This window comes from Sphingopyxis witflariensis (genome assembly GCF_002205635.1).
In the GTDB taxonomy this organism is placed as follows: Bacteria; Pseudomonadota; Alphaproteobacteria; order Sphingomonadales; family Sphingomonadaceae; genus Sphingopyxis; species Sphingopyxis witflariensis.
This window is the reverse complement of the sequence record NZ_NISJ01000003.1, coordinates 175842-194135: the sequence shown is the minus strand read 5'-3', so window position 1 is coordinate 194135 and position 18294 is coordinate 175842. Positions and strand designations below refer to the sequence as shown.

Genomic DNA, 18294 nt, shown 5'->3' with positions numbered 1-18294 from the left:
CGTGCCGTCAACCCCCTGCAGGGGTTCGCCCTCGCATGCGCTCGGTGACGGCGGCTCGCGGGCCCTCCCTCTGGCGCCATCGGGGACGGTCCCCGAGCAAGCAAGGAGACTTCAAATGGCAAGCATCGCAAATCTCACCGTCAAGGACGACGGCAGCTTCGAAGGTACGCTCGCGACCCTCATGGTCACCGCGCCGATCGCGATCGTCCCGAACGGCCGCAAGGTGAAGGACAGCGAACCCGTCATCAACACCGACCGTCGCACCTATCATGTCGAACTGCGCGCGACCGCCGCATCCTATATGGCGTCGGTCTCCTGGACTTATCCGGCCGACGAGCTCATCGCCTTGCAGGTCGCCGAAGCCGAGGCAGCGCGTGCCGCGCCCGTCGCCGGTGCGATCGATCTCGCAGCGCTGAATTTCCGCTACCGAATATCTGGCGACAAGGTCGCCTGGCGCCCCGTCCGCGCGTTCGACGACATGCGCCAACTCTTCATCGAGTTCGGCGCGGAGATCGCCACGGGTGACATGCCGCCGCTGTTCGTCACCGGCAGCAGCGGCGAGGCCGAACTCGTCAACTACCGGGTGCAGGGGCGCTATATGATCGTCGACCGTCTGTTCGAGCGCGGCGAACTGCGCTTGGGGGTCGGGAAACAGGCGCGGACCGTCCGGATCGAGCGCGAGACGCCGCGCCGCCGGGGCCGGTCATGACCGAGCGCGAGGACCAGGCCGTGCCGCCAGCCGAGGAGCCGGGCAATGAAAATCGCGCCGCGCAGCCGCCAGCCGTCGACGCCTTCCGTCTGCGCGGTGAACCGCCGCGGGTCATGCGCCTGTCGCGCAAGACGCTGGCGAGCATCGGTGCGGCCGGGGGAGTCGCGATCGGCGGCGCCTTGCTCTGGGCGCTGCAACCCTCAGCGCCCAAGTCGTCCGATAATCTCTATTCTGCCGACACGGCGAACCGCGTCGAGGTCGTGACGGGCGCGCCCGCCGATTATGGCAAGGTGCCGAAGCTGGGACCGCCGCTGCCCGGCGACCTCGGGCGGCCGATCGTCGCAGCGCAGCGCGACGGCGAAATTGTCCCGGTGCCGCCGATGGGCAGTCCGTCGGCAGCCGCGCGCTCGCCAGCCGACGAGGCGCGCGACCGGGCGCGGCAGAAGCGCGAAGCCGCCACCACCAGTCGTCTCTTCCTTGGCGGAGGGTCCGCGGGTGCAGGCATGGCCGAGGCGTTGCGCGGATCGATCGATCCTGTCGTGGCCGCACCGGCGCCGGTAGCCGATGAGCGAAGCCCGGTCGCGGCGCGCCGAGCCTTTCTCGAAGGCGGCGCCGGCAAACCGAACGAAAGTCCCGAACGCATTGGCGGACCCAGCTCGCCCTATATCCTTCAGGCCGGAAGCCTGATCCCGGCAGCGCTGATCACTGGCATCCGCTCCGACCTGCCCGGGCAGGTCACCGCGCAGGTGACGCAAAATGTCTATGACAGTCCGACCGGCCGGATCCTCCTCATTCCGCAAGGCGCACGGCTCATTGGCGACTATGACAGCGAGATCGCCGCGGGGCAGGAACGCGTCCTGCTTGCCTGGGACCGGCTGATTCTGCCCGGCGGCCGGTCGATCCGGCTCGATCGTCAGCCCGGCACCGATGCGCGCGGTATGGCAGGCCTCGCCGATCGCACCGACCATCATTGGGGGTCGATGCTGCGCGCGGCGCTCGTCTCGACCTTGCTCGGGGTCGGTGCCGAGCTTGGCTCGGACGGCGATGACGCGATCGTGCGCGCGCTTCGCGACGGGTCGCAAGATACGATCAACCAGTCGGGACGGCGGCTCGTCGAGCGCCAGATGAACATTCCGCCGACCCTCACCATCCGCCCCGGCTTCGCGCTGCGCGTCCTTGTCACGCGCGATTTGATCCTGGAACCAGAGAATTCGGCGCCATGAGCAAGCTCAGGCTCGGCCCGATCGTTGACGACAAGCCGGTTAAGCTGTCGATCGAATTGCCGGGCACACTCCATCGCGAGCTGATCGCCTATGCCGAGGTGCACGCGAAATCCATCGGACTGGCAGAGCCCTTGCCGCCCGAGAAGATCGCCGTGCCGATGATCGAGCGCTTCATCGCAACCGACAGAGGCTTTGCGACTGCGCGGCGTCGGCGCTGACATCTGGAGACCATGCGTGATTGTCGATGGGGTACGGCCAGCACTGGCGATGGAGGCGTCAATGCACTAACAATCCCATCGTGGAGGCCGGTCAGTATAGGGACCATGAGGATCGCCACTCCGAACATGTGTAACGAGGTCGCTCCAGGTTGTCTGACAGGCTTCGAAATGAGAGGCAGGGAGCCGACGATGTGATGAAGGCGGGAACAGATGCATCCGCGATCGTACGGCGAACGATGATGAAAGGTCTGCTCAGCTTTGGAACAGTCGGCGCCATGAGTTCAGCCCGATTTCTTTTAGCCGCACCCGGGTCGCTCTCCTCATGGAACTTTGGCGCTATGTCCCCCCAATGGCAAACAATCGAGATCGCAAATGGGGACACATTGCTTGTACCGGCTCTGGTCGCCGGGACGCATGCGACCGCAATCCTCGATAGTGGGAGCGGCGCATCGATCATTAGCACGTCTTTCGCAGCCAGGATTGGCCTGAGCAGCGATGAGCAGCGAACAGTCAGCGGCCTAAGCGGCAAGGCACCGGTTCGACTGGTCCGCAATGTCGAAGTGACCTTCGGCGGCGCGGTTCGCCGCCTTCCGTTCGTTATCGCAGCGGACCTTGGCGCGGCATCGGCGGCGTTCGGACGTTCGATAGACGTCATCCTGGGCGAAGATATGTTGCGCGGCAACTGTATCGCGCTCGATTTCGCTAACAGCCGATTGGCCCTTGCAAAAACTGGAAGCTTTGCCGGGGGGGAGGGCTGGGCACCATCGGCGCTCGGACGGGGTGCCAAACGCGAGCTCTTTATTTCCGCTTCAATCGAAGGACGCACTCCCGTTCCGCTCATGTTCGACCTGGGAAACTCCACCGCGTTGATGTTGTCCTCGACCTATCTCGAGGCTCAAGGCATCTTGGAGGGGCGGACGACGTCGACCGCCGTCTACGGCGGAGTTGAAGGCGTTCGGCTAGCAAAAATACTCATGGTGCGAGATCTGACGATCGGCGCGGCAGGGGTTTTTGCTCTTCCAGCGCTAGGCATTGCGAACTGGCTATCGGTCGACACCGTCGGAAACATTGGCCTGCCACTCATAGCGCAGTTCGATGTGATGCTCGACGTAACCGCGGGATTTGTCTGGTTTCGTCGACCCCCATCACAACATCGGCTGCCGATGCTCAAGGATCGTAGCGGCTTGGGCTTGGCAGTATCGGTGGATGCGCTGACAGTCGTTCATGTCGCCCCATCCAGCCCTGCGTCAGCAGCAGGCTGGGTTGCAGGAGAACATATTGTGGCCATTGATGGCCATCCCGTTGATCCGAGCTACACGCGGGGATCTTTGTGGGCGTGGCGTTTCGACGCCGCGGGTACAGTCGTGAAGCTCGAACTGGCGGGAGGGAGCATGCGCGAATTGACCCTCGCCGACTATTACTGATTTGGGGCAAGACGCGCAGAGCGTTCGCGGTCCGCGCAGTGCAATCGGCCTATGTTTGCCGGCATTGCCCGAACCGTCACGGCTTGTTGCCGGCTCGCCCCGGAGGAGGGCAGGCGGGGAAACGCACCACCGGTCCGTGCGCGATCGTCGCTTTCGAAGCAGCCGATGCCGCTCTCCATACCTCCGATTTTTATCAGGTTCGAGCGGCGATCTTCTGCCCGCTTTCAAGCGCGACCTCGCACGCCGGCCTCAGGTGCCCTGGCCAGTAGAAATTTCGCCAGATCAACCAGCGCTTTGGCATTGATCGCGAAAAGCAGCATCGCGAGTCCCAGATAGCCCCATCCCAGCCAGGTCAAGCTGATGATCGTGCGAGCCTCATTGCCTTGCCAGACGACCGCCAGCACTACCTGTGCCACAAACAGACCGGCGAGTGCGGCGGCGCTGCCGAGTCCCAGGCGCAGCCGCAGCAACAAGGCGATGCCAAACAGGGACTGTGTCGCGGTGAGGAAGAACTCTTCGTGCTGACGCGCATCGAGCGGCAGGGGCGACAGATGGCCCGCGCCGAGGCTGAGCGCGAGCGGCAACATCCCGACCAGCAAGGTCCACTGGTTGATCTTGTCCGATATCATAGTCGCCAGGCCATTTTCGGCACGGCCCGAGAGCACAAACAGCACGGCGACCACCACAGCCGGCGCTTCGCTCGCGAGCGGCGCCAGCCATTGGATAAGCAAGAATTCGTCGAACCCAAGCACGCGTCCGGAGTCGACCATCGCCTCCGCAAAGGGTTCGGCCGACAGCAAAATCACCGCCATTGCGGTAAGGGTTAGCGCCCCCATCACGAACCACTGCTGGCGCGAAGGGAGCACGCTCAGCGCCGCCGCCGGGCCGGGCTCATCATCGGAGTCGCACTCGCTGCCCTCCTCTGCAAGGCTGGCGCGCCAGACATAGAGGCCGAACATCGCAACCAATAGGACGGTATCGATGATTGTGATGGCGTTCTTGAACAAGATATTGAAGGCGTAGAGACTGGGCAACAACAGAAAAACGATCTCGGTTCTGTTGGTGGGCCGCAGCGGAATCGCACGTTCGCGGGTCCGGCGCCAATGCAGCAGAACCAGTAATGGCCAGGCAAGTCCGACCAGCAAACGATTGGCGCCAGTCATGTTGGCTGCCGCATAGTGCACATAATTCGAACCCGGGTTCGCTCCGGCGGAATAAGCGTAGTAAAAGTCGACCGCATATTCCGGCAGAACGGTAATCAGCGCTACAATCGCCACGATCAGTCCGGCGGAGATGCGTTTTTCGGCAGCCTCGGCACCCCAAGACAAATAGAAACCTGCGCCGAGTATCGCGATTCCGAATATCAATGCGTCGAGCAGTGGATTGGGGCGCCATCCCGTGGTTCTAAGAATGATCGCCGGCACCATGGCTGCCGCCGTGATGACAAGCAGTACGACAAATTGCCGCATCGATCGGGGGCGAGGACTATCTGTAACCGGTTGGAAGTTCACGGGCCTTACTCCTGCTTTGGAGGGCTTTTGGGCTGGCATATGTCTGGAACCGATGCATCCTGACGAGCGACAGCGCTCTTCAACCTGGCTGCGCCGCCGCCGATGATCTTGATCGCCCCGAGGTGATCGGGCCGATTCCCGGCACATCGCTCATAAGTTTGACTGTTTGGATCTTGCAACATGGCAATTGGAATCTGACAATCCATTTAGGATACCGCACGCTTCCATCGGTCGAGAGCCAGAACACTTCTCGCGCAAGTTGACGAGGTGCTGCCTCAACTGCAACAGCGCGGCCACACGCATTTCTACCTGCTGAATATGGGTTTCAAGTAGCACATTGATTCCGCCACAATCCTGCGTCGGGTTGTCTCTCAGGCCTAACAATGTCCGAATCTCGCTCAGCGTCATGTCGAGGGAACGGCAATGACGAATGAACTGCAAACGCTCGATGTGAGCATCGCCGTACAGCCGGAAGTTGCCACCGCTTCGCGCCGGCTTCGGCATCAGCCCTTCCTTCTCGTAGTAGCGAACGGTCACGACCTCGCAGCCGGAGCGCTTGGCGAGATCGCCAATCCTGATTTCCATGCCTCAATCCCCAGTTATCGCTTGACTCTATAGCTACTATAGAGAGCTATATGAAGTCGAAATAGACGATCTGAGGGAGGTATCCGTGAGCGAATGTTCTTCAAAGGGGTGTGGCTCCCCGGTCGGCCCGACCGTTCAACCTACGGCACAAGCCCTGCGAGCAACTGGATCAACTCAGGCGGCGTATCGCATCGAGAACATGGATTGCCCCACGGAAGAGGCGCTGATTCGCGGCAAGCTGTCCGGGCTTGAGGGCGTCGTGGGTCTGGAATTCAATCTGATGCAGCGTACCTTGGTCGTTCAGCACAAACTGCCTTCGCTGACTTCCGTTGAGCAAGCGCTGGCAGCTATTGGCATGCAGGCCGTGCGCATGGATGGAACGTCGGCCGGGCAAACGACGAGGCTGTCCATTGCCAAAATGGATTGCCCCACGGAAGAGGCGTTGATCCGCAACAAGCTGGGCGCAATGGCCGGGGTTGCCGATCTCGATTTCAACCTGATGCAGCGCACATTGTCGGTACGCCATGCTGACCACGCCTTACCTGACGTCCTCGGGGCGCTGCAAACGCTTGGTTTCGAGGCGCAAGTAGTGGACGCGGCAGAGGCTTCCTCGCCAACTGCTTCCCCTGTGAACACGCCGACCAAGTGGTGGCCGCTGGTCATCTCCCTTATAGCGGCATCCGCTGCCGAGGGGGTCTACTGGTTCAACAACGGCAATCATTGGTCGGTCGTCGTTCTTGCGCTCGTCGCAGTCTTCACGGGCGGCCTTTCCACCTACAAAAAGGGTTGGATCGCACTCAAGAACCGTAACCTCAACATGAACGCCCTGATGTCGATTGCCGTCACGGGCGCCATGTTGATCGGCCACTGGCCGGAAGCGGCGATGGTGATGGTCCTGTTCTCGCTGGCAGAAGTGATTGAAGCCAAGTCGCTGGATCGCGCGCGCCACGCAATCCGCGGCCTGCTTGACCTGGCCCCGGAAGAGGCCACGGTGAAACAGGCTGACGGTACATGGCGCGAGGTGAACGCAAAGCAAATCGCCATCGGCAGCCGCGTCCGAGTCAAGCCAGGCGAGCGCATCGCCCTCGATGGAGAGGTGCTGGAAGGCCGCTCTACAGTCAACCAGGCCCCGATCACGGGCGAAAGCCTCCCGGTCGAAAAATCCCCGGGTGATCCCGTGTTCGCGGGCACGATCAATGAATCCGGTTCGTTCGAATACCATGTCACCGCCGTGGCCAGTGACTCCACACTATCCCGCATCATTCACGCTGTAGAGGCTGCTCAGGGCAGCCGTGCGCCGACCCAGCGTTTTGTCGATCAGTTCGCTCGTTGGTATACGCCAATCGTGTTCGGTCTAGCCATCGCCGTCGCAGTGCTGCCTCCGCTTCTTGTGGGCGCAGCCTGGCTCGACTGGATATACCGTGCGCTGGTTCTGCTCGTTGTCGCCTGCCCGTGCGCACTGGTGATCTCCACGCCGGTCAGCATTGTGAGCGGCTTGGCCGCTGCCGCCCGCCACGGCATTCTCATCAAGGGGGGTGTCTATCTGGAAGAAGGCCGCAAGCTGCGCTGGCTGGCTCTGGACAAGACCGGCACGATCACGCACGGGAAGCCCGCGCAGACCGATTTTGTCCCATGGGGCGATGAATTCGCTTCCGACGGTCGTAGCATCGCCGCCAGCCTGGCGGCCCGCTCAGATCATCCGGTGTCCAAAGCGGTGGCCCAGGCCGCGCAGGCTGATGCGATTTCCCTGCTCGACGTGGCTGAATTCAGTGCGCTGCCCGGTCGGGGCGTGCAAGGCAAAGTCCACGGTGAGGTCTTTCATCTTGGCAACCACCGGATGCTCGAAGAACTGGGACAATGCACACCAGAGCTGGAACAACGCATTGCGGCGCTGGAGACCACCGGCAAGACTGTCGTGATGTTGGTGGGGACAAGGGGTGTCCATGCCTTATTCGCCGTGGCGGATACCATCAAGGACAGCAGCAGGAGTGCCATAGCTGAACTGCATGCGCTGGGCATCAACACCATGATGCTGACCGGTGACAACCACCATACGGCACAGGCTATTGCCGCACAGGCCGGAATAGACCGTGCGCAAGGCAACTTGCTCCCGGATGACAAGCTGCGCGAAGTTGAGGAACTGGCTAGAAGCGGCAAGGTTGGCATGGTCGGTGATGGCATCAACGATGCCCCGGCCCTGGCGCGTGCGGACATCGGTTTTGCCATGGGAGCGGCTGGCACAGATACCGCAATCGAGACCGCCGACGTTGCCCTGATGGACGACAACCTGCGCAAAATTCCTACTTTCGTACGTTTGTCGCGCGCGACAGCTCGGGTGCTGATGCAAAACATCGTGCTGGCCCTTGGCATCAAGGCAATATTCCTGGTTCTTACCTTCACGGGTCACGCGACCATGTGGATGGCTGTGTTTGCTGATATGGGGGCCAGTTTGCTCGTCGTCGGTAATGGCTTGAGGCTTTTGCGCCGATGAACTGGAAACCCTTTATCTATGACTGGGGCGGCCCGAATGTCGTCTTGTTTCGCGCCATCAACGCGGGTGAAGGCGCCGCAACGGCAACCGAAATGCAGGCGCCTGTGGCTCAACGACGGATCGTGCATCCAGCTGCGGCCAGCGTATCCTGGTCCTACGACTTCGTCGAGGGGCGTAGCCACGACGGTCGCAAATACCGTACCGGCCGCCTCCCAATCGGCAACACCGGCCACGCAGGTCTAAGCGCCTTTGCGCCCATGCCAGTGCCCGAGGATTTGCAGTCCCATCTGGGGCATGCTGCGCCATGAACGGCAGGTTGCCTGCATCCCGTCCCGCTGCTAACTGGCGAGTGATGCGATTTCGCCCGATTCAGTTTATGTTGCTCATAGTGGCACTTTTGGCTTGCCCGGACACGCCGGCGATCGCCTATGACGCCGTGTCGCCGGGTATCGATGTGCAGCATCGCGCATCTGTGGACGCATCTGAAGACGCGTCCCCGGACGACAAGTCGCCGAACGGAACCGGCAGCGAACTGGTACATCATCATCATTGCCCTGCAGGACTGGTCGCCGACGAATCGCCGGTTCCCGGCAGCTGCCTGCCAGCACGTGACACCCATTTGTCGCGAACGGCTGCAGCACTCTCCTCACGCGCCACGGCGCCACCAATTGAGCCGCCCGCCGCCTGATCTTTGTTTCGCGCAGGCATTCGCCTGCGTCGTCATGCATTGATCAGGAGTATTTATGTCGAAATCCTTGGGCACCCTGCTGTTTGCAGGGATGCTAACCATGGCAGGCCAGCCGGCGTTCGCCGAACCTGTCTCGCTGTCCGACGCGCTCGCGCGCGGTCAGGACGTATCCCCTCGAATCGCCAAAGCCAAAGCCGAACTGAAGGCGGCCGAGGGCCGCGCCATGCAGGCGGGCGTGCGTCCGAACCCCGAAATCTCTGCAGAAGTCGAGAACTTCAGCGGCACCGGACCCTATCGCTCCTTTCGCCAGACCGAGACGACTGTCTCAGTGTCGCAGCCATTTGAGCTCGGGGGAAAGCGGCGCGCACGCAAGGAGGTTGCTGCCGCCGAGCGGGAGTTCGCGCAGATCGCGCTCCGCAAGGCCGAGGCCGATTTGGCCTACGACATCATCGTCTCGCATGCCGAGCTGCGCGCGGCGGAGGATCGCGCGAAGCTGGCCGACAGCGTCTATGCCAGGGCGGTCGAACTGGCGCGGATCGCCGAAACCCTGGTCGATGTCGGGCGCGATCCGCCGCTCACCAAATTGCGCGCCGACGCCCTGCTCGCCGAAGCGAAGGCCGAAAGTCTGCGGGCCAAGGCGCAGTTGCTGTCGGCGCGGCAAGGACTGGCGCTGCTGATCGCTAGCGACGATCCGGAGCTGTCTGCGATCGCACAGGCAGTGCCGACACCGTCGGCACTGCCTGCCGATGCCCAGAGCCTCGACGAACGCCTCGCAGCGGCCGAGCGCGATGCAGCTTCGGCGCGGGTGCGGCTCGCCCAGGCGGAGGGCGTGCCCGACGTTACGGCGTCGGGCGGTGTGCGCAACTTCCGCGAAAGCCGGGACACGGCGTTCATCGTGGGAGTTTCCATCCCGCTTCCGGTGTTCAACCGCAATCGGGGTAACATCTATGCGGCAAGGGCGAGCGGCGAAGCCGCCGAAGCCCAGCTCGCTCAGACCCGCCTCGACACTCGCTTCTCGCGGCGCGATGCCGAGCTTATGCTCGCGGCCGCCAACGAGCGGGTGTCTGCCCTGTCGGGCGCCGGCCTGTTCCAGGCGAGCGAAGCCGCGCGGGTCGCCGAGATCGGATACCAGCAGGGCAAGTTCACGCTCATCGAGCTGATCGACGCTCAGGAGGCGCTGACCAGCGCCAATCTCAAACTCATTGAAGCCGAACTCGACCGCGCCCGCGCCTTGGCTGCGCTGGGCCGCGCGAACGCGCAATAGGGGACTGAACACATGCAAATCTTCGAAAACAAGAATCGTCTGATGGCCGCCGTGGCGGTCGGGGCGCTCGTGCTCGGTGGCGGCGGCATCCTGATCGGCCGGTCGATGACCGCACCGGTCGCGGCGCCCGCTGCGGCGCCTGCCGAGGAAGAAGAGGAAGGCCATGTCGAAGGCCAGATCCTGATGGACGAGGCGCGCGCCAAGGGCGCGGGCATCGTCACCGAGACGATCCAGGCCGGCGGCCTCGGCTCGGAAATCCTCGCACAGGGCGTCGTCGCATCGACCCCCGAGGGCGAGGCCGTCCTGACGGCGCGCGCCGACGGGGCGATCACCCGCATCAATCGCCGCCTCGGTGACGAGGTGCGCGCTGGCGAGGCGGTCGCGGTGATGGAAAGCCGCGATGCGGCCGCCTTCGCCTCCGAGCGCAGTTCGGCGACGGCGCGCCTTGCGCTCGCCCGCTCGACCTATGCGCGCGAAAAGAAATTGTTCGATGCGCGCATCACGGCGAAGCAGGATCTCGAAGCCGCCGCGGCGGCGCTTGCAGAGGCAGAGTCCGAGGCCCGGCGGTCGCAATCGGCCGCTGCCGCCGCGAAGGTATCGGGCGACGGCCGCACCCTTGCGGTAACGAGCCTGATTTCGGGGCGAGTCACCAAAGCCGATGCGAAGCTCGGGAGCTATGTGCTCGCCGGAGCCGAATTGTTCCGGGTCTCCGACCCCCGCCGCATCCAGATCAACGCCTCGGTGCTCGCTGCCGATGCGCGGCGGATCAAGCCGGGCGATACGGCGGTCATCGAACTGCTGGGCGGCGAGACCGTGAATGCGGTGGTCCGTTCGGCCACCCCGAGCCTCGATGCCGAAAGCAAGACGGCGACGATCGTCCTCATCCCCGATGGTATCGCCGGGCTGACGCCGGGCCAGGGGCTGCGCGCGCGGATCAAGCCGCGCGGCGCTGCCGGGTCGAGCCTGATCGCGCTGCCCGAGGAAGCGGTGCAAGCCGTCGAAGGCCGCGACGTCGTTTTCGTGAAGACTGCCAAAGGCTTCCAGGCGACGACGGTGGTCACCGGCAAGCGCGGCGGTGGTCGCATCGAAATCATCGACGGTGTGAAGCCGGGCGCGGTCATCGCGACCAGGGGCGCCTTCCTGCTCAAAGCCGAAATCGGCAAGGGCGAGGTGGAGGAGTGACATGATCGAAAAACTTCTCGACGCGTCGATACGCTTTCGCTGGGCTGTGGTTCTCCTCACCCTCGTCATTTCGGCCTACGGCCTGTCGGAACTCCTCAAGCTTCCGATTGATGCCGTCCCCGACATCACCAACAAGCAAGTCCAGATCAACACTGTAGAACCCAATCTCGGTCCGCTCGACATCGAGCGGCTCGTCACCTTTCCTGTCGAAACCGCAATGGCCGGGATACCGGGGCTCGAAAGCTCCCGTTCGATTTCGCGCAACGGATTTAGCCAGGTCACGGCAATTTTCGAAGACGATACCGACCTCTATTTCGCGCGGCAACAAGTCGCCGAACGGCTCAATCAGGCCAAGGGCACCTTGCCCGACGGCGTCGAGCCGCAAATGGGGCCGGTATCGACCGGCCTCGGTGAAGTGCTTATGTATACGGTCGATTTCGACCGCTCGGCAAACAAACCGAAAGCCGCCGGCAAGCCGGGACTTCAACCCGACGGTTCCTATATCACCCCCTCGGGTGAAATACTGACCGACGAGGTGGCGAAGCTCGGCTATCTGCGGACTGTCCAGGATTGGGTGATCCGTCCACAGTTGCGCTCGGTATCGGGGGTCGCCGGCATCGATTCGATCGGCGGCTACGAGAAGCAATTCGTCGTTCAGCCGGACGCGACCAAATTGGCGAGCTATGGTATTAGCTTTTCCGAACTCGCCGAAGCCCTCGAGCGCGCCAACATTTCGGTTGGCGCCAATTTTGTCGAACGCGGCGGCGAGGCCTTCCTCGTCCGCGCCGACGGGCGCATCCGCTCTTTGGATGAAATCGGCCGTGCAACGGTAGCCAGCCGCGGCGGCGTCCCGGTCATGGTTAGCGACGTCGCCACTGTGCAGATCGGTGGTGAATTGCGCACCGGATCGGCCTCCGAAAATGGCAGGGAGCTTGTCGTCGGCACGGTGTTGATGCTGGCGAAGGGCAACAGCCGGATTGTGGCTTCGGCGGCAGCAGACCGTCTCAAGGAAGTCGCCAAGTCGATGCCTCCCGGCATTGTCGTCAAGCCGGTGCTCGACCGCTCGCAACTCGTTGATGCAACGATCGGAACGGTCGAGAAGAATCTCGCAGAAGGGGCCTTGCTCGTTGCGGCGGTACTGTTCTGGCTGCTCGGCAACTTCCGGGCCGCAGTTATCGCAACTTTGGTAATCCCGATCTCCTTCCTGATCATGGGCACCGGCATGAACATTACTGGCACTTCGGGCAATCTGATGAGCCTTGGCGCCCTCGATTTCGGACTGATTGTCGATGGTTCGATCATTATCATCGAGAATTGCCTCAGACGCCTCGCTGAACGACAACATCATGAGGGAAGACTACTGACACTGGCCGAGCGGTTGCACGAAGTGTTTGAAGCCTCGCGCGAAATGGTGAAACCGACGATATACGGGCAGGCGATTATCTTCCTCGTGTTCGTGCCTTTGCTCACCTTCACCGGGGTTGAGGGCAAGACCTTCTCGCCGATGGCGATCACGGTGTTGCTGGCTTTGGCCGGTGCGTTCATTGCATCGCTGACCTTCGTCCCCGCAATGGTCGCACTGCTTCTTCGCGGCAAGGTCGCCGAGAAGGAAGTCCGCGCGATCGCGTGGGTGAAGACGCGCTATGAGCCCGTGCTCAAGCGCGTCATCGCACGGCCCTGGCCGTGGATCGGTGCCGGTGGTGGCACCTTTGCGGCCGCCATCCTCGTGTTCGGGATGCTCGGCAGCGAATTCCTGCCAACGCTGGGAGAAGGTAATCTGGCCATGAATGCGTTGCGTATCCCTTCGACGTCGCTCGCGCAGTCGATGGCCATGCAAAAACAGATCGAGCAGACTATCGGACAATTGCCCGAAGTCGCCTTCGTCTTTTCGAAGAATGGCACGGCAGAGGTCGCCAACGATCCGATGCCACCGAACTCCTCGGATGCTTATATTATTCTAAAGCCCAAAGATGCCTGGCCTGCAGGGGTCGAGACCAAGGATGATGTCATCGAGCGCGTCGAAAAGAAGCTAGGCTCCACGGTCGGGACGGTCTTTGAAGTGAGCCAGCCTATCCAGTTGCGCTTCAACGAGCTCATTGCCGGCGTTCGCGGTGACATTGCTGTCAAAGTTTATGGCGACGATTTCGACTCCATGGGGCAGACCGCCCAACAAATCGCTGCCGTGCTCAAGACGGTCAAGGGTGCTGCGGACGTAAAGGTCGAACAGACCGCGGGCTTTCCGGTCCTCGATGTCCAGTTCGACCGCGACGCCATCGCCCGTTACGGGCTGACCTTGCAGGATGTCAGCGATACGGTCGCGGCCGCACTCGGCGGGCGCGAGGCCGGGATCGTGTTCGAAGGCGACCGACGCTATGACATCGTCGTCCGGCTCGACCTCGCAACGCGCAACGATCTCGACGCGGTAGGAGCCCTTCCGGTGTTCCTTCCCGGTGAGGGCGGTGCGCGGGCATCGGTGCCGCTCAGCGAACTGGCCAAATTCGGCTTCTCCGAAGGGCTGAACCAGGTCAGCCGCGAAAATGGCAAACGCCGGGTCGTCGTGCAAGCCAATGTCCGAGGCAATGATCTCGGTTCCTTCGTCGCCGAGGCGCAGGAAAAGGTGGATGCGCAGGTCAAGCTTCCGTCCGGCAGCTTCATCGAATGGGGCGGGCAATTCGAAAATCTGCAAGCCGCATCGGCGCGGCTGTCGATTGTCATCCCAATCATCTTCGCCGCGATTTTCGGCATTTTGTTCATGGCATTAGGCGGCGTGCGACAGGCGATTGCAGTCTATTCGGCGATCCCGCTTGCCCTGGCTGGCGGGGTTTTTGCGCTCCTCCTGACCGGACTGCCCTTCTCGGTGTCGGCGGCCGTGGGCTTCATCGTGCTGTCGGGTGTGACCGTGCTCAATGGCCTTGTCGTGATGTCGAGCATCAACCAGCGCATCGACGAAGGGAAAGCCATCGACGTCGCGATCGGCGAGGGCGTCATGGAACGCGTCCGCGCGGTGCTGATGACGGGGATCGTGCCCGCGATCGGCTTCGTCCCGATGGCGCTCGCCACAGGAACGGGCGCCGAGGTGCAGAAGCCACTCGCGGTCGTCGTCATCGGCGGGTTGATCACTTCGACCCTGCTGACCCTGTTCGTGCTCCCCGCAATCAGTCACTTGCTGTTGCGCGGCCGGCACAAAGTGCATGTCGCGGGCGACTATACCGATGTGACCGCACTCGGCGAGCGCGTGTTCTTGCCGGATGACGACAAGGGTGGGCAACCGGCATGAACATGGCGAACGCAGTTCGCCATCAAAAGAGATTCCGATGGCGGGCACCCACCGCCATCGGAATATTCGAAGGCAGGACGACGAAGAAGAAAGGGCGCGATCCGCGCGGAGATCGACAAAATCGGCGCTTGACGCGATCAGCTTCACGCGGGGCTGGCCAAACAAGCGAGTATCGAAAGTCCGCAGCGCGAAAGTGGCTGTTCCGACGAAGCGCGCGTTTCCTGAGAGCGTGATGGGCGACGCTGGCAAGCATGGCGAAAACGGTCTTTGTCATCTCCGTGGGGGTGGCAAACGCCGCGGGACGGTGTCGCACTGTGCTCAACATAGGTTTTTCGGTCGAGACGCTGGCTGGGCAACAAAATGATAGCGCATAATTGGCTCACCAGCTACCTGCATCATGAGTATCATTATCAATAAGGGCAATGGCTGTGTTCCTTCTCCCGGCGGTCTCCTCAAATATGTCATGGCGCCCGTTCGTTCGTCTTATTTTGGCTGCTCTGCTGGCGCCGCTCCTCTTCTCGCAAACGGCGCGCGCGAGCGAACCCGAAGTTCAGACCATTTGGCGTCTGCTCGACTATGTAGCCGTCGATTATCCCGGTGCGGTGTCCGGCGGCAAGATCGTCAGTGCGGCGGAATATGCCGAGATGACGGAATTCGCCGCACAGGTCGAAGGGCGATTGAAGCGCCTGCCGCAAAAGACGGCGAAACCCCAGCTTTTGGTGCGTGCCGCCGCCTTGCGGCACTCGATCGCCGCAAAATCCGCGCCCGCGACCGTCGAGGAGCAATCGCGGGGGCTCGCCGATGCCTTGCTTACGAGCTATCCAGTGCCGCTCGCACCGCGATCGGCTCCCGATCTCGCGCGTGGCGCAAAGCTTTATACGGAAAATTGTGCCATGTGTCATGGCGCGACCGGCGCTGGAAACGGCCCTGGTGCTGCGCAGCTTGACCCGCCCCCGATCGCCTTCACCGATGGCGCGCGGGCGCGCGAAAGAAGCTTGTTCGCGCTATATCAGGTAATCACGCAGGGCCTCGAAGGCACGTCGATGGCGAGCTTTGGAGATCTTTCGGACGCCGATCGCTGGGCTCTCTCATTCTATGTCGGCAGCTTCGCTTATCCAGAATCGACGCGATCTGCGGGCCGGAAGATATGGGAAAAGGACGCGACTGTTCGCGCTGCCATACCCGACCTTGCAGGCCTCGTCGGCAAGACGCCAGCGAAGCTCGCAGATGAACTGGGTGAGGACAAAGCCGGGCCGCTGACCGCTTTCTTGCGCCGCCAGCCCGAAGCGGTGATTCAGAAACCCGCTGGCTCGCTGACCCTGTCGCGCGAGCGTCTCGAAGCGAGCCTGAAGGCCTATGCTGCCGGCGACCATGACGCCGCGTCCGACCTGGCCTTGTCCGCCTATCTCGATGGCTTCGAGCCGGTTGAGCCGGTCCTCGCGGCCCGCGATCCCGACCTCATGGCCAAGATCGAAATGGCGATGGGACATTTGCGCTCAGCCATCGGCAAGCGGCGACCCGTCGCGGAAGTCGAGGCAGCAAATGCCGAAGTCGCCCGGCTGTTCGTCGAAGCCGAGGCTGCTCTCGCGCCCGAACAGGCGAGCGCCTCGTCGAGCTTCCTAGGCGCCTTCGGGGTCCTTCTACGCGAAGGTCTCGAGGCCCTGCTGATCGTCATCGCGATGATGGCATTTCTGCGTAAAACAGGGCGAACCGACGTCATGGGATATGTCCATGGCGGCTGGGTTTCCGCTCTGGCGGTAGGCGCACTGACGTGGTTTGTGGCCACCTATTTCATCGGAATCAGCGGGGCGTCGCGCGAACTCACCGAAGGCTTCGGATCGCTCTTCGCCGCGATCATCCTGATCTCCGTGGGCATCTGGATGCACGGGAAGAGCAATGCCGAGGCTTGGCAGCGCTATATTAAGGAGAAAATCTCCGCCGCCCTGTCGCGCCGGTCGGCCTGGTTCCTGTTCGGGCTGACCTTCCTCGTCGTCTATCGCGAGGTGTTCGAGACGATCCTCTTTTATGCCGCTTTGTGGGCCCAGGGAAATGGCGGCGCCATGCTGGCGGGCGCTGCGTCGGCCGCCGGCCTGCTGGCCGTGATCGCTTGGGCGATGTTGCGCTACAGTGCGCGGCTGCCGATCACGCAGTTCTTTTCCTGGAGTGCGGCCCTGATCGCGATTCTCGCCGTTGTCTTGGCGGGCAAGGGGGTCGGCGGGCTGCAGGAAGCCGGGCTGCTCGGCGTTACACCGGTAACGGGATTTCCGCGGATAACAATGTTGGGGATATACCCCACGGTCCAGACCATTCTGGCCCAGCTTGCGGCGGCGATCATCCTCGCCGCGGGGTTCTGGCTCAACCGGGCGAAGACGCCGCGCCCGGCCTAATCGCGCTGTGCCAGAAACAGGGTAATCGTGCCGGTGGCGGTGTGGATATGCCGGGCTTCCCGCACCGCGGCAAAGCCAGCCTCCTCCATGAGCCCGGGAAGCACGCCATCGGCGTTGGGCTGCGTATCCTCGACGCCATCCAGGCGCTGGATGGTCAGCCGGAACAAGAGACGCATCAGCCCCGACTGCTTGCCATAATCGGCCACCAACAGGCGACCGCCCGGGCGCAGCGCCGCATGCATGGCTGCGAGGCCGGCTCGTTTTTCGGCCAACGGGACCTGGTGGAACATCAGACTCGAGGTGACGGCGTCGGCGGCAGCGGGGTCGATATCGCGGGCAAAGCCTTGCCGCCATTCGATGGAAACGCCCGCGGACTGGGCCTTGGCGCGCGCGATTGCGAGAGCTTCCGTGTCGGGATCAACCCCGATAACCGCGACATCGGGCGATGCGGTCTTGAGCATCACCGCGAAACTGCCGGTGCCGCAGCCGATGTCGAGAACGGTCTCCCCGGCGCGCGCGCCAAGGAGGTCGAGCATCGCGCCGCGCCAGCGCAATTCCCGCGTCCAGCGGCGGATGGCCTGATCATAGTCGGCGGTATCGCCCGAGCCGAGCGGCGGGGTATATTGTGCGCCGGTCATAGCGCGGACTCCCCGGCTTTGTGCGACGCGAGTTCGCGAAGCGCGTCGCGGATGATGTCATAGGCCGAGTGCAGGAACAGCAGCGCGATGACCCCCGCAACCATAAGATCGGGCCAGGCTTCGCCAGTCACTGCGACGAGCCCGGCCGCGACGATGACCGCAACATTGGCCAAGGCGTCATTGCGCGAGAACAGCCAGATCGCGCGCGCCGTGGCGTCGCCTTCGTTCCGGAAACGGCTGAGCACCAACGCCGCCGCGATGTTGACGAGTAGAGCCACGACGCCGATCCCGCCCATGAGATCGGCTTCGGGCGCGATGGCATGGAAGGAACGCCAGATCGCCGATCCGATAACGCCGAGACCCAGAACAGCGAGGAAAATACCCTGGATCAGCGCGGTACGGCTGCGAGCGACCGCTGCCCAGCCCAGCGCGATCAGTCCGATGAGCGTGATGGAACCATCGCCGATGAAATCGAGCGAATCCGCCTTGAGGGCCTGCGACCGCGCGAGAAAGCCGCCCGCCAGTTCGATTACGCCGAAGCCGAGGTTGAGGATGACGACGATCCAGAGCGCGCGGCGGTAGGCGGGGTCGACGCCGGCGCGCTCTTCGTCGGCTTCGCAGCCACAATCGCTCATGTCGTCCGTCCTTTCCCGTTGCGAGTCGGACAGCTATATGCACCCTCTAGCAACTATAGGGT

Annotated in this window: 14 protein-coding genes and 2 pseudogenes; 12 read left to right on the top strand and 4 right to left on the bottom strand. The window is 62.8% G+C overall.

The window, feature by feature from the left end; all coding sequences use genetic code 11:
- Window positions 1-241: 241 nt before the first annotated feature.
- From CDQ91_RS07440 to CDQ91_RS07425, 4 genes and pseudogenes are all read left to right on the top strand, one after another.
- Window positions 242-709, top strand: a pseudogene (locus CDQ91_RS07440) (TrbG/VirB9 family P-type conjugative transfer protein); the annotation flags it as partial.
- Window positions 706-1932: a TraB/TrbI/VirB10 family type IV secretion system protein gene (locus CDQ91_RS07435; protein WP_088472101.1), complete on the top strand. Its 1227-nt coding sequence runs from the start codon at window positions 706-708 to the stop codon at window positions 1930-1932. The pseudogene CDQ91_RS07440 and the gene CDQ91_RS07435, both read left to right, overlap by 4 nt.
- On the top strand, window positions 1929-2150 hold the full coding sequence (locus CDQ91_RS07430; RefSeq protein WP_088472100.1) for a DUF2274 domain-containing protein: 222 nt from the start codon (window positions 1929-1931) through the stop codon (window positions 2148-2150). The genes CDQ91_RS07435 and CDQ91_RS07430 overlap by 4 nt, the downstream gene beginning before the upstream one ends.
- Before the next feature lie 194 nt (window positions 2151-2344).
- Window positions 2345-3574, top strand: a complete 1230-nt coding sequence (locus CDQ91_RS07425) for an aspartyl protease family protein (protein ID WP_237245897.1) — start codon at window positions 2345-2347, stop codon at window positions 3572-3574.
- A gap of 224 nt (window positions 3575-3798) precedes the next feature.
- On the opposite strand, the gene CDQ91_RS07420 is transcribed toward CDQ91_RS07425, so the two are convergent.
- Together CDQ91_RS07420 and cadR are read right to left on the bottom strand one after the other, a co-directional pair.
- Entirely contained in the window at window positions 3799-5085 is a 1287-nt protein-coding gene (locus tag CDQ91_RS07420) for a sodium:proton exchanger (protein ID WP_237245872.1), read from the bottom strand.
- Between the two features lie 150 nt (window positions 5086-5235).
- On the bottom strand, window positions 5236-5670 hold the full coding sequence (gene cadR, locus CDQ91_RS07415) for a Cd(II)/Pb(II)-responsive transcriptional regulator (RefSeq protein WP_088472098.1): 435 nt from the start codon (window positions 5668-5670) through the stop codon (window positions 5236-5238).
- An 85-nt stretch (window positions 5671-5755) separates the two neighbouring features.
- Here cadR and CDQ91_RS07410 point away from each other — a divergent pair, with 85 nt between their 5' ends.
- From CDQ91_RS07410 to CDQ91_RS07385, 8 genes and pseudogenes are all read left to right on the top strand, one after another.
- Window positions 5756-8161, top strand: a complete 2406-nt coding sequence (locus tag CDQ91_RS07410) for a heavy metal translocating P-type ATPase (RefSeq protein ID WP_088472097.1) — start codon at window positions 5756-5758, stop codon at window positions 8159-8161.
- Window positions 8162-8227: 66 nt separating this feature from the next.
- Window positions 8228-8361, top strand: a pseudogene (locus tag CDQ91_RS21685) (IS3 family transposase); the annotation flags it as partial.
- 15 nt (window positions 8362-8376) lie between these two features.
- Window positions 8377-8469, top strand: coding sequence for a DUF3703 domain-containing protein (locus CDQ91_RS22020; RefSeq protein ID WP_419722553.1), 93 nt, complete (start codon window positions 8377-8379; stop codon window positions 8467-8469).
- Window positions 8466-8849: a hypothetical protein gene (locus tag CDQ91_RS20970; RefSeq protein ID WP_144036716.1), complete on the top strand. Its 384-nt coding sequence runs from the start codon at window positions 8466-8468 to the stop codon at window positions 8847-8849. The genes CDQ91_RS22020 and CDQ91_RS20970 overlap by 4 nt, the downstream gene beginning before the upstream one ends.
- Window positions 8850-8904: 55 nt before the next feature.
- The gene (locus tag CDQ91_RS07400; protein WP_088472095.1) at window positions 8905-10113 is read left to right on the top strand and encodes a TolC family protein; all 1209 of its coding nucleotides are present in this window, start codon (window positions 8905-8907) and stop codon (window positions 10111-10113) included.
- Between the two features lie 12 nt (window positions 10114-10125).
- On the top strand, window positions 10126-11295 hold the full coding sequence (locus CDQ91_RS07395; RefSeq protein ID WP_088472094.1) for an efflux RND transporter periplasmic adaptor subunit: 1170 nt from the start codon (window positions 10126-10128) through the stop codon (window positions 11293-11295).
- 1 nt (window position 11296) lies between these two features.
- The gene (locus CDQ91_RS07390) at window positions 11297-14572 is read left to right on the top strand and encodes an efflux RND transporter permease subunit (RefSeq protein ID WP_088472093.1); all 3276 of its coding nucleotides are present in this window, start codon (window positions 11297-11299) and stop codon (window positions 14570-14572) included.
- Window positions 14573-15030: 458 nt separating this feature from the next.
- Window positions 15031-16959 (top strand): FTR1 family protein, encoded by a 1929-nt coding sequence (locus CDQ91_RS07385; protein ID WP_174688480.1) that lies wholly within the window; start codon window positions 15031-15033, stop codon window positions 16957-16959.
- On the opposite strand, the gene CDQ91_RS07380 is transcribed toward CDQ91_RS07385, so the two are convergent.
- Both CDQ91_RS07380 and CDQ91_RS07375 read right to left on the bottom strand, forming a co-directional pair.
- Window positions 16956-17597 carry a class I SAM-dependent methyltransferase gene (locus CDQ91_RS07380; protein ID WP_088472091.1) on the bottom strand — a complete coding sequence of 214 codons (642 nt, stop codon included), beginning with the start codon at window positions 17595-17597 and terminating at the stop codon, window positions 16956-16958. The two genes, CDQ91_RS07385 and CDQ91_RS07380, sit on opposite strands and share 4 nt — an antisense overlap.
- Complete coding sequence (locus CDQ91_RS07375) at window positions 17594-18232, bottom strand: cation efflux transmembrane domain-containing protein (protein ID WP_088472090.1); 639 nt, start codon at window positions 18230-18232, stop codon at window positions 17594-17596. The genes CDQ91_RS07380 and CDQ91_RS07375 overlap by 4 nt, the downstream gene beginning before the upstream one ends.
- Window positions 18233-18294 lie beyond the last annotated feature (62 nt).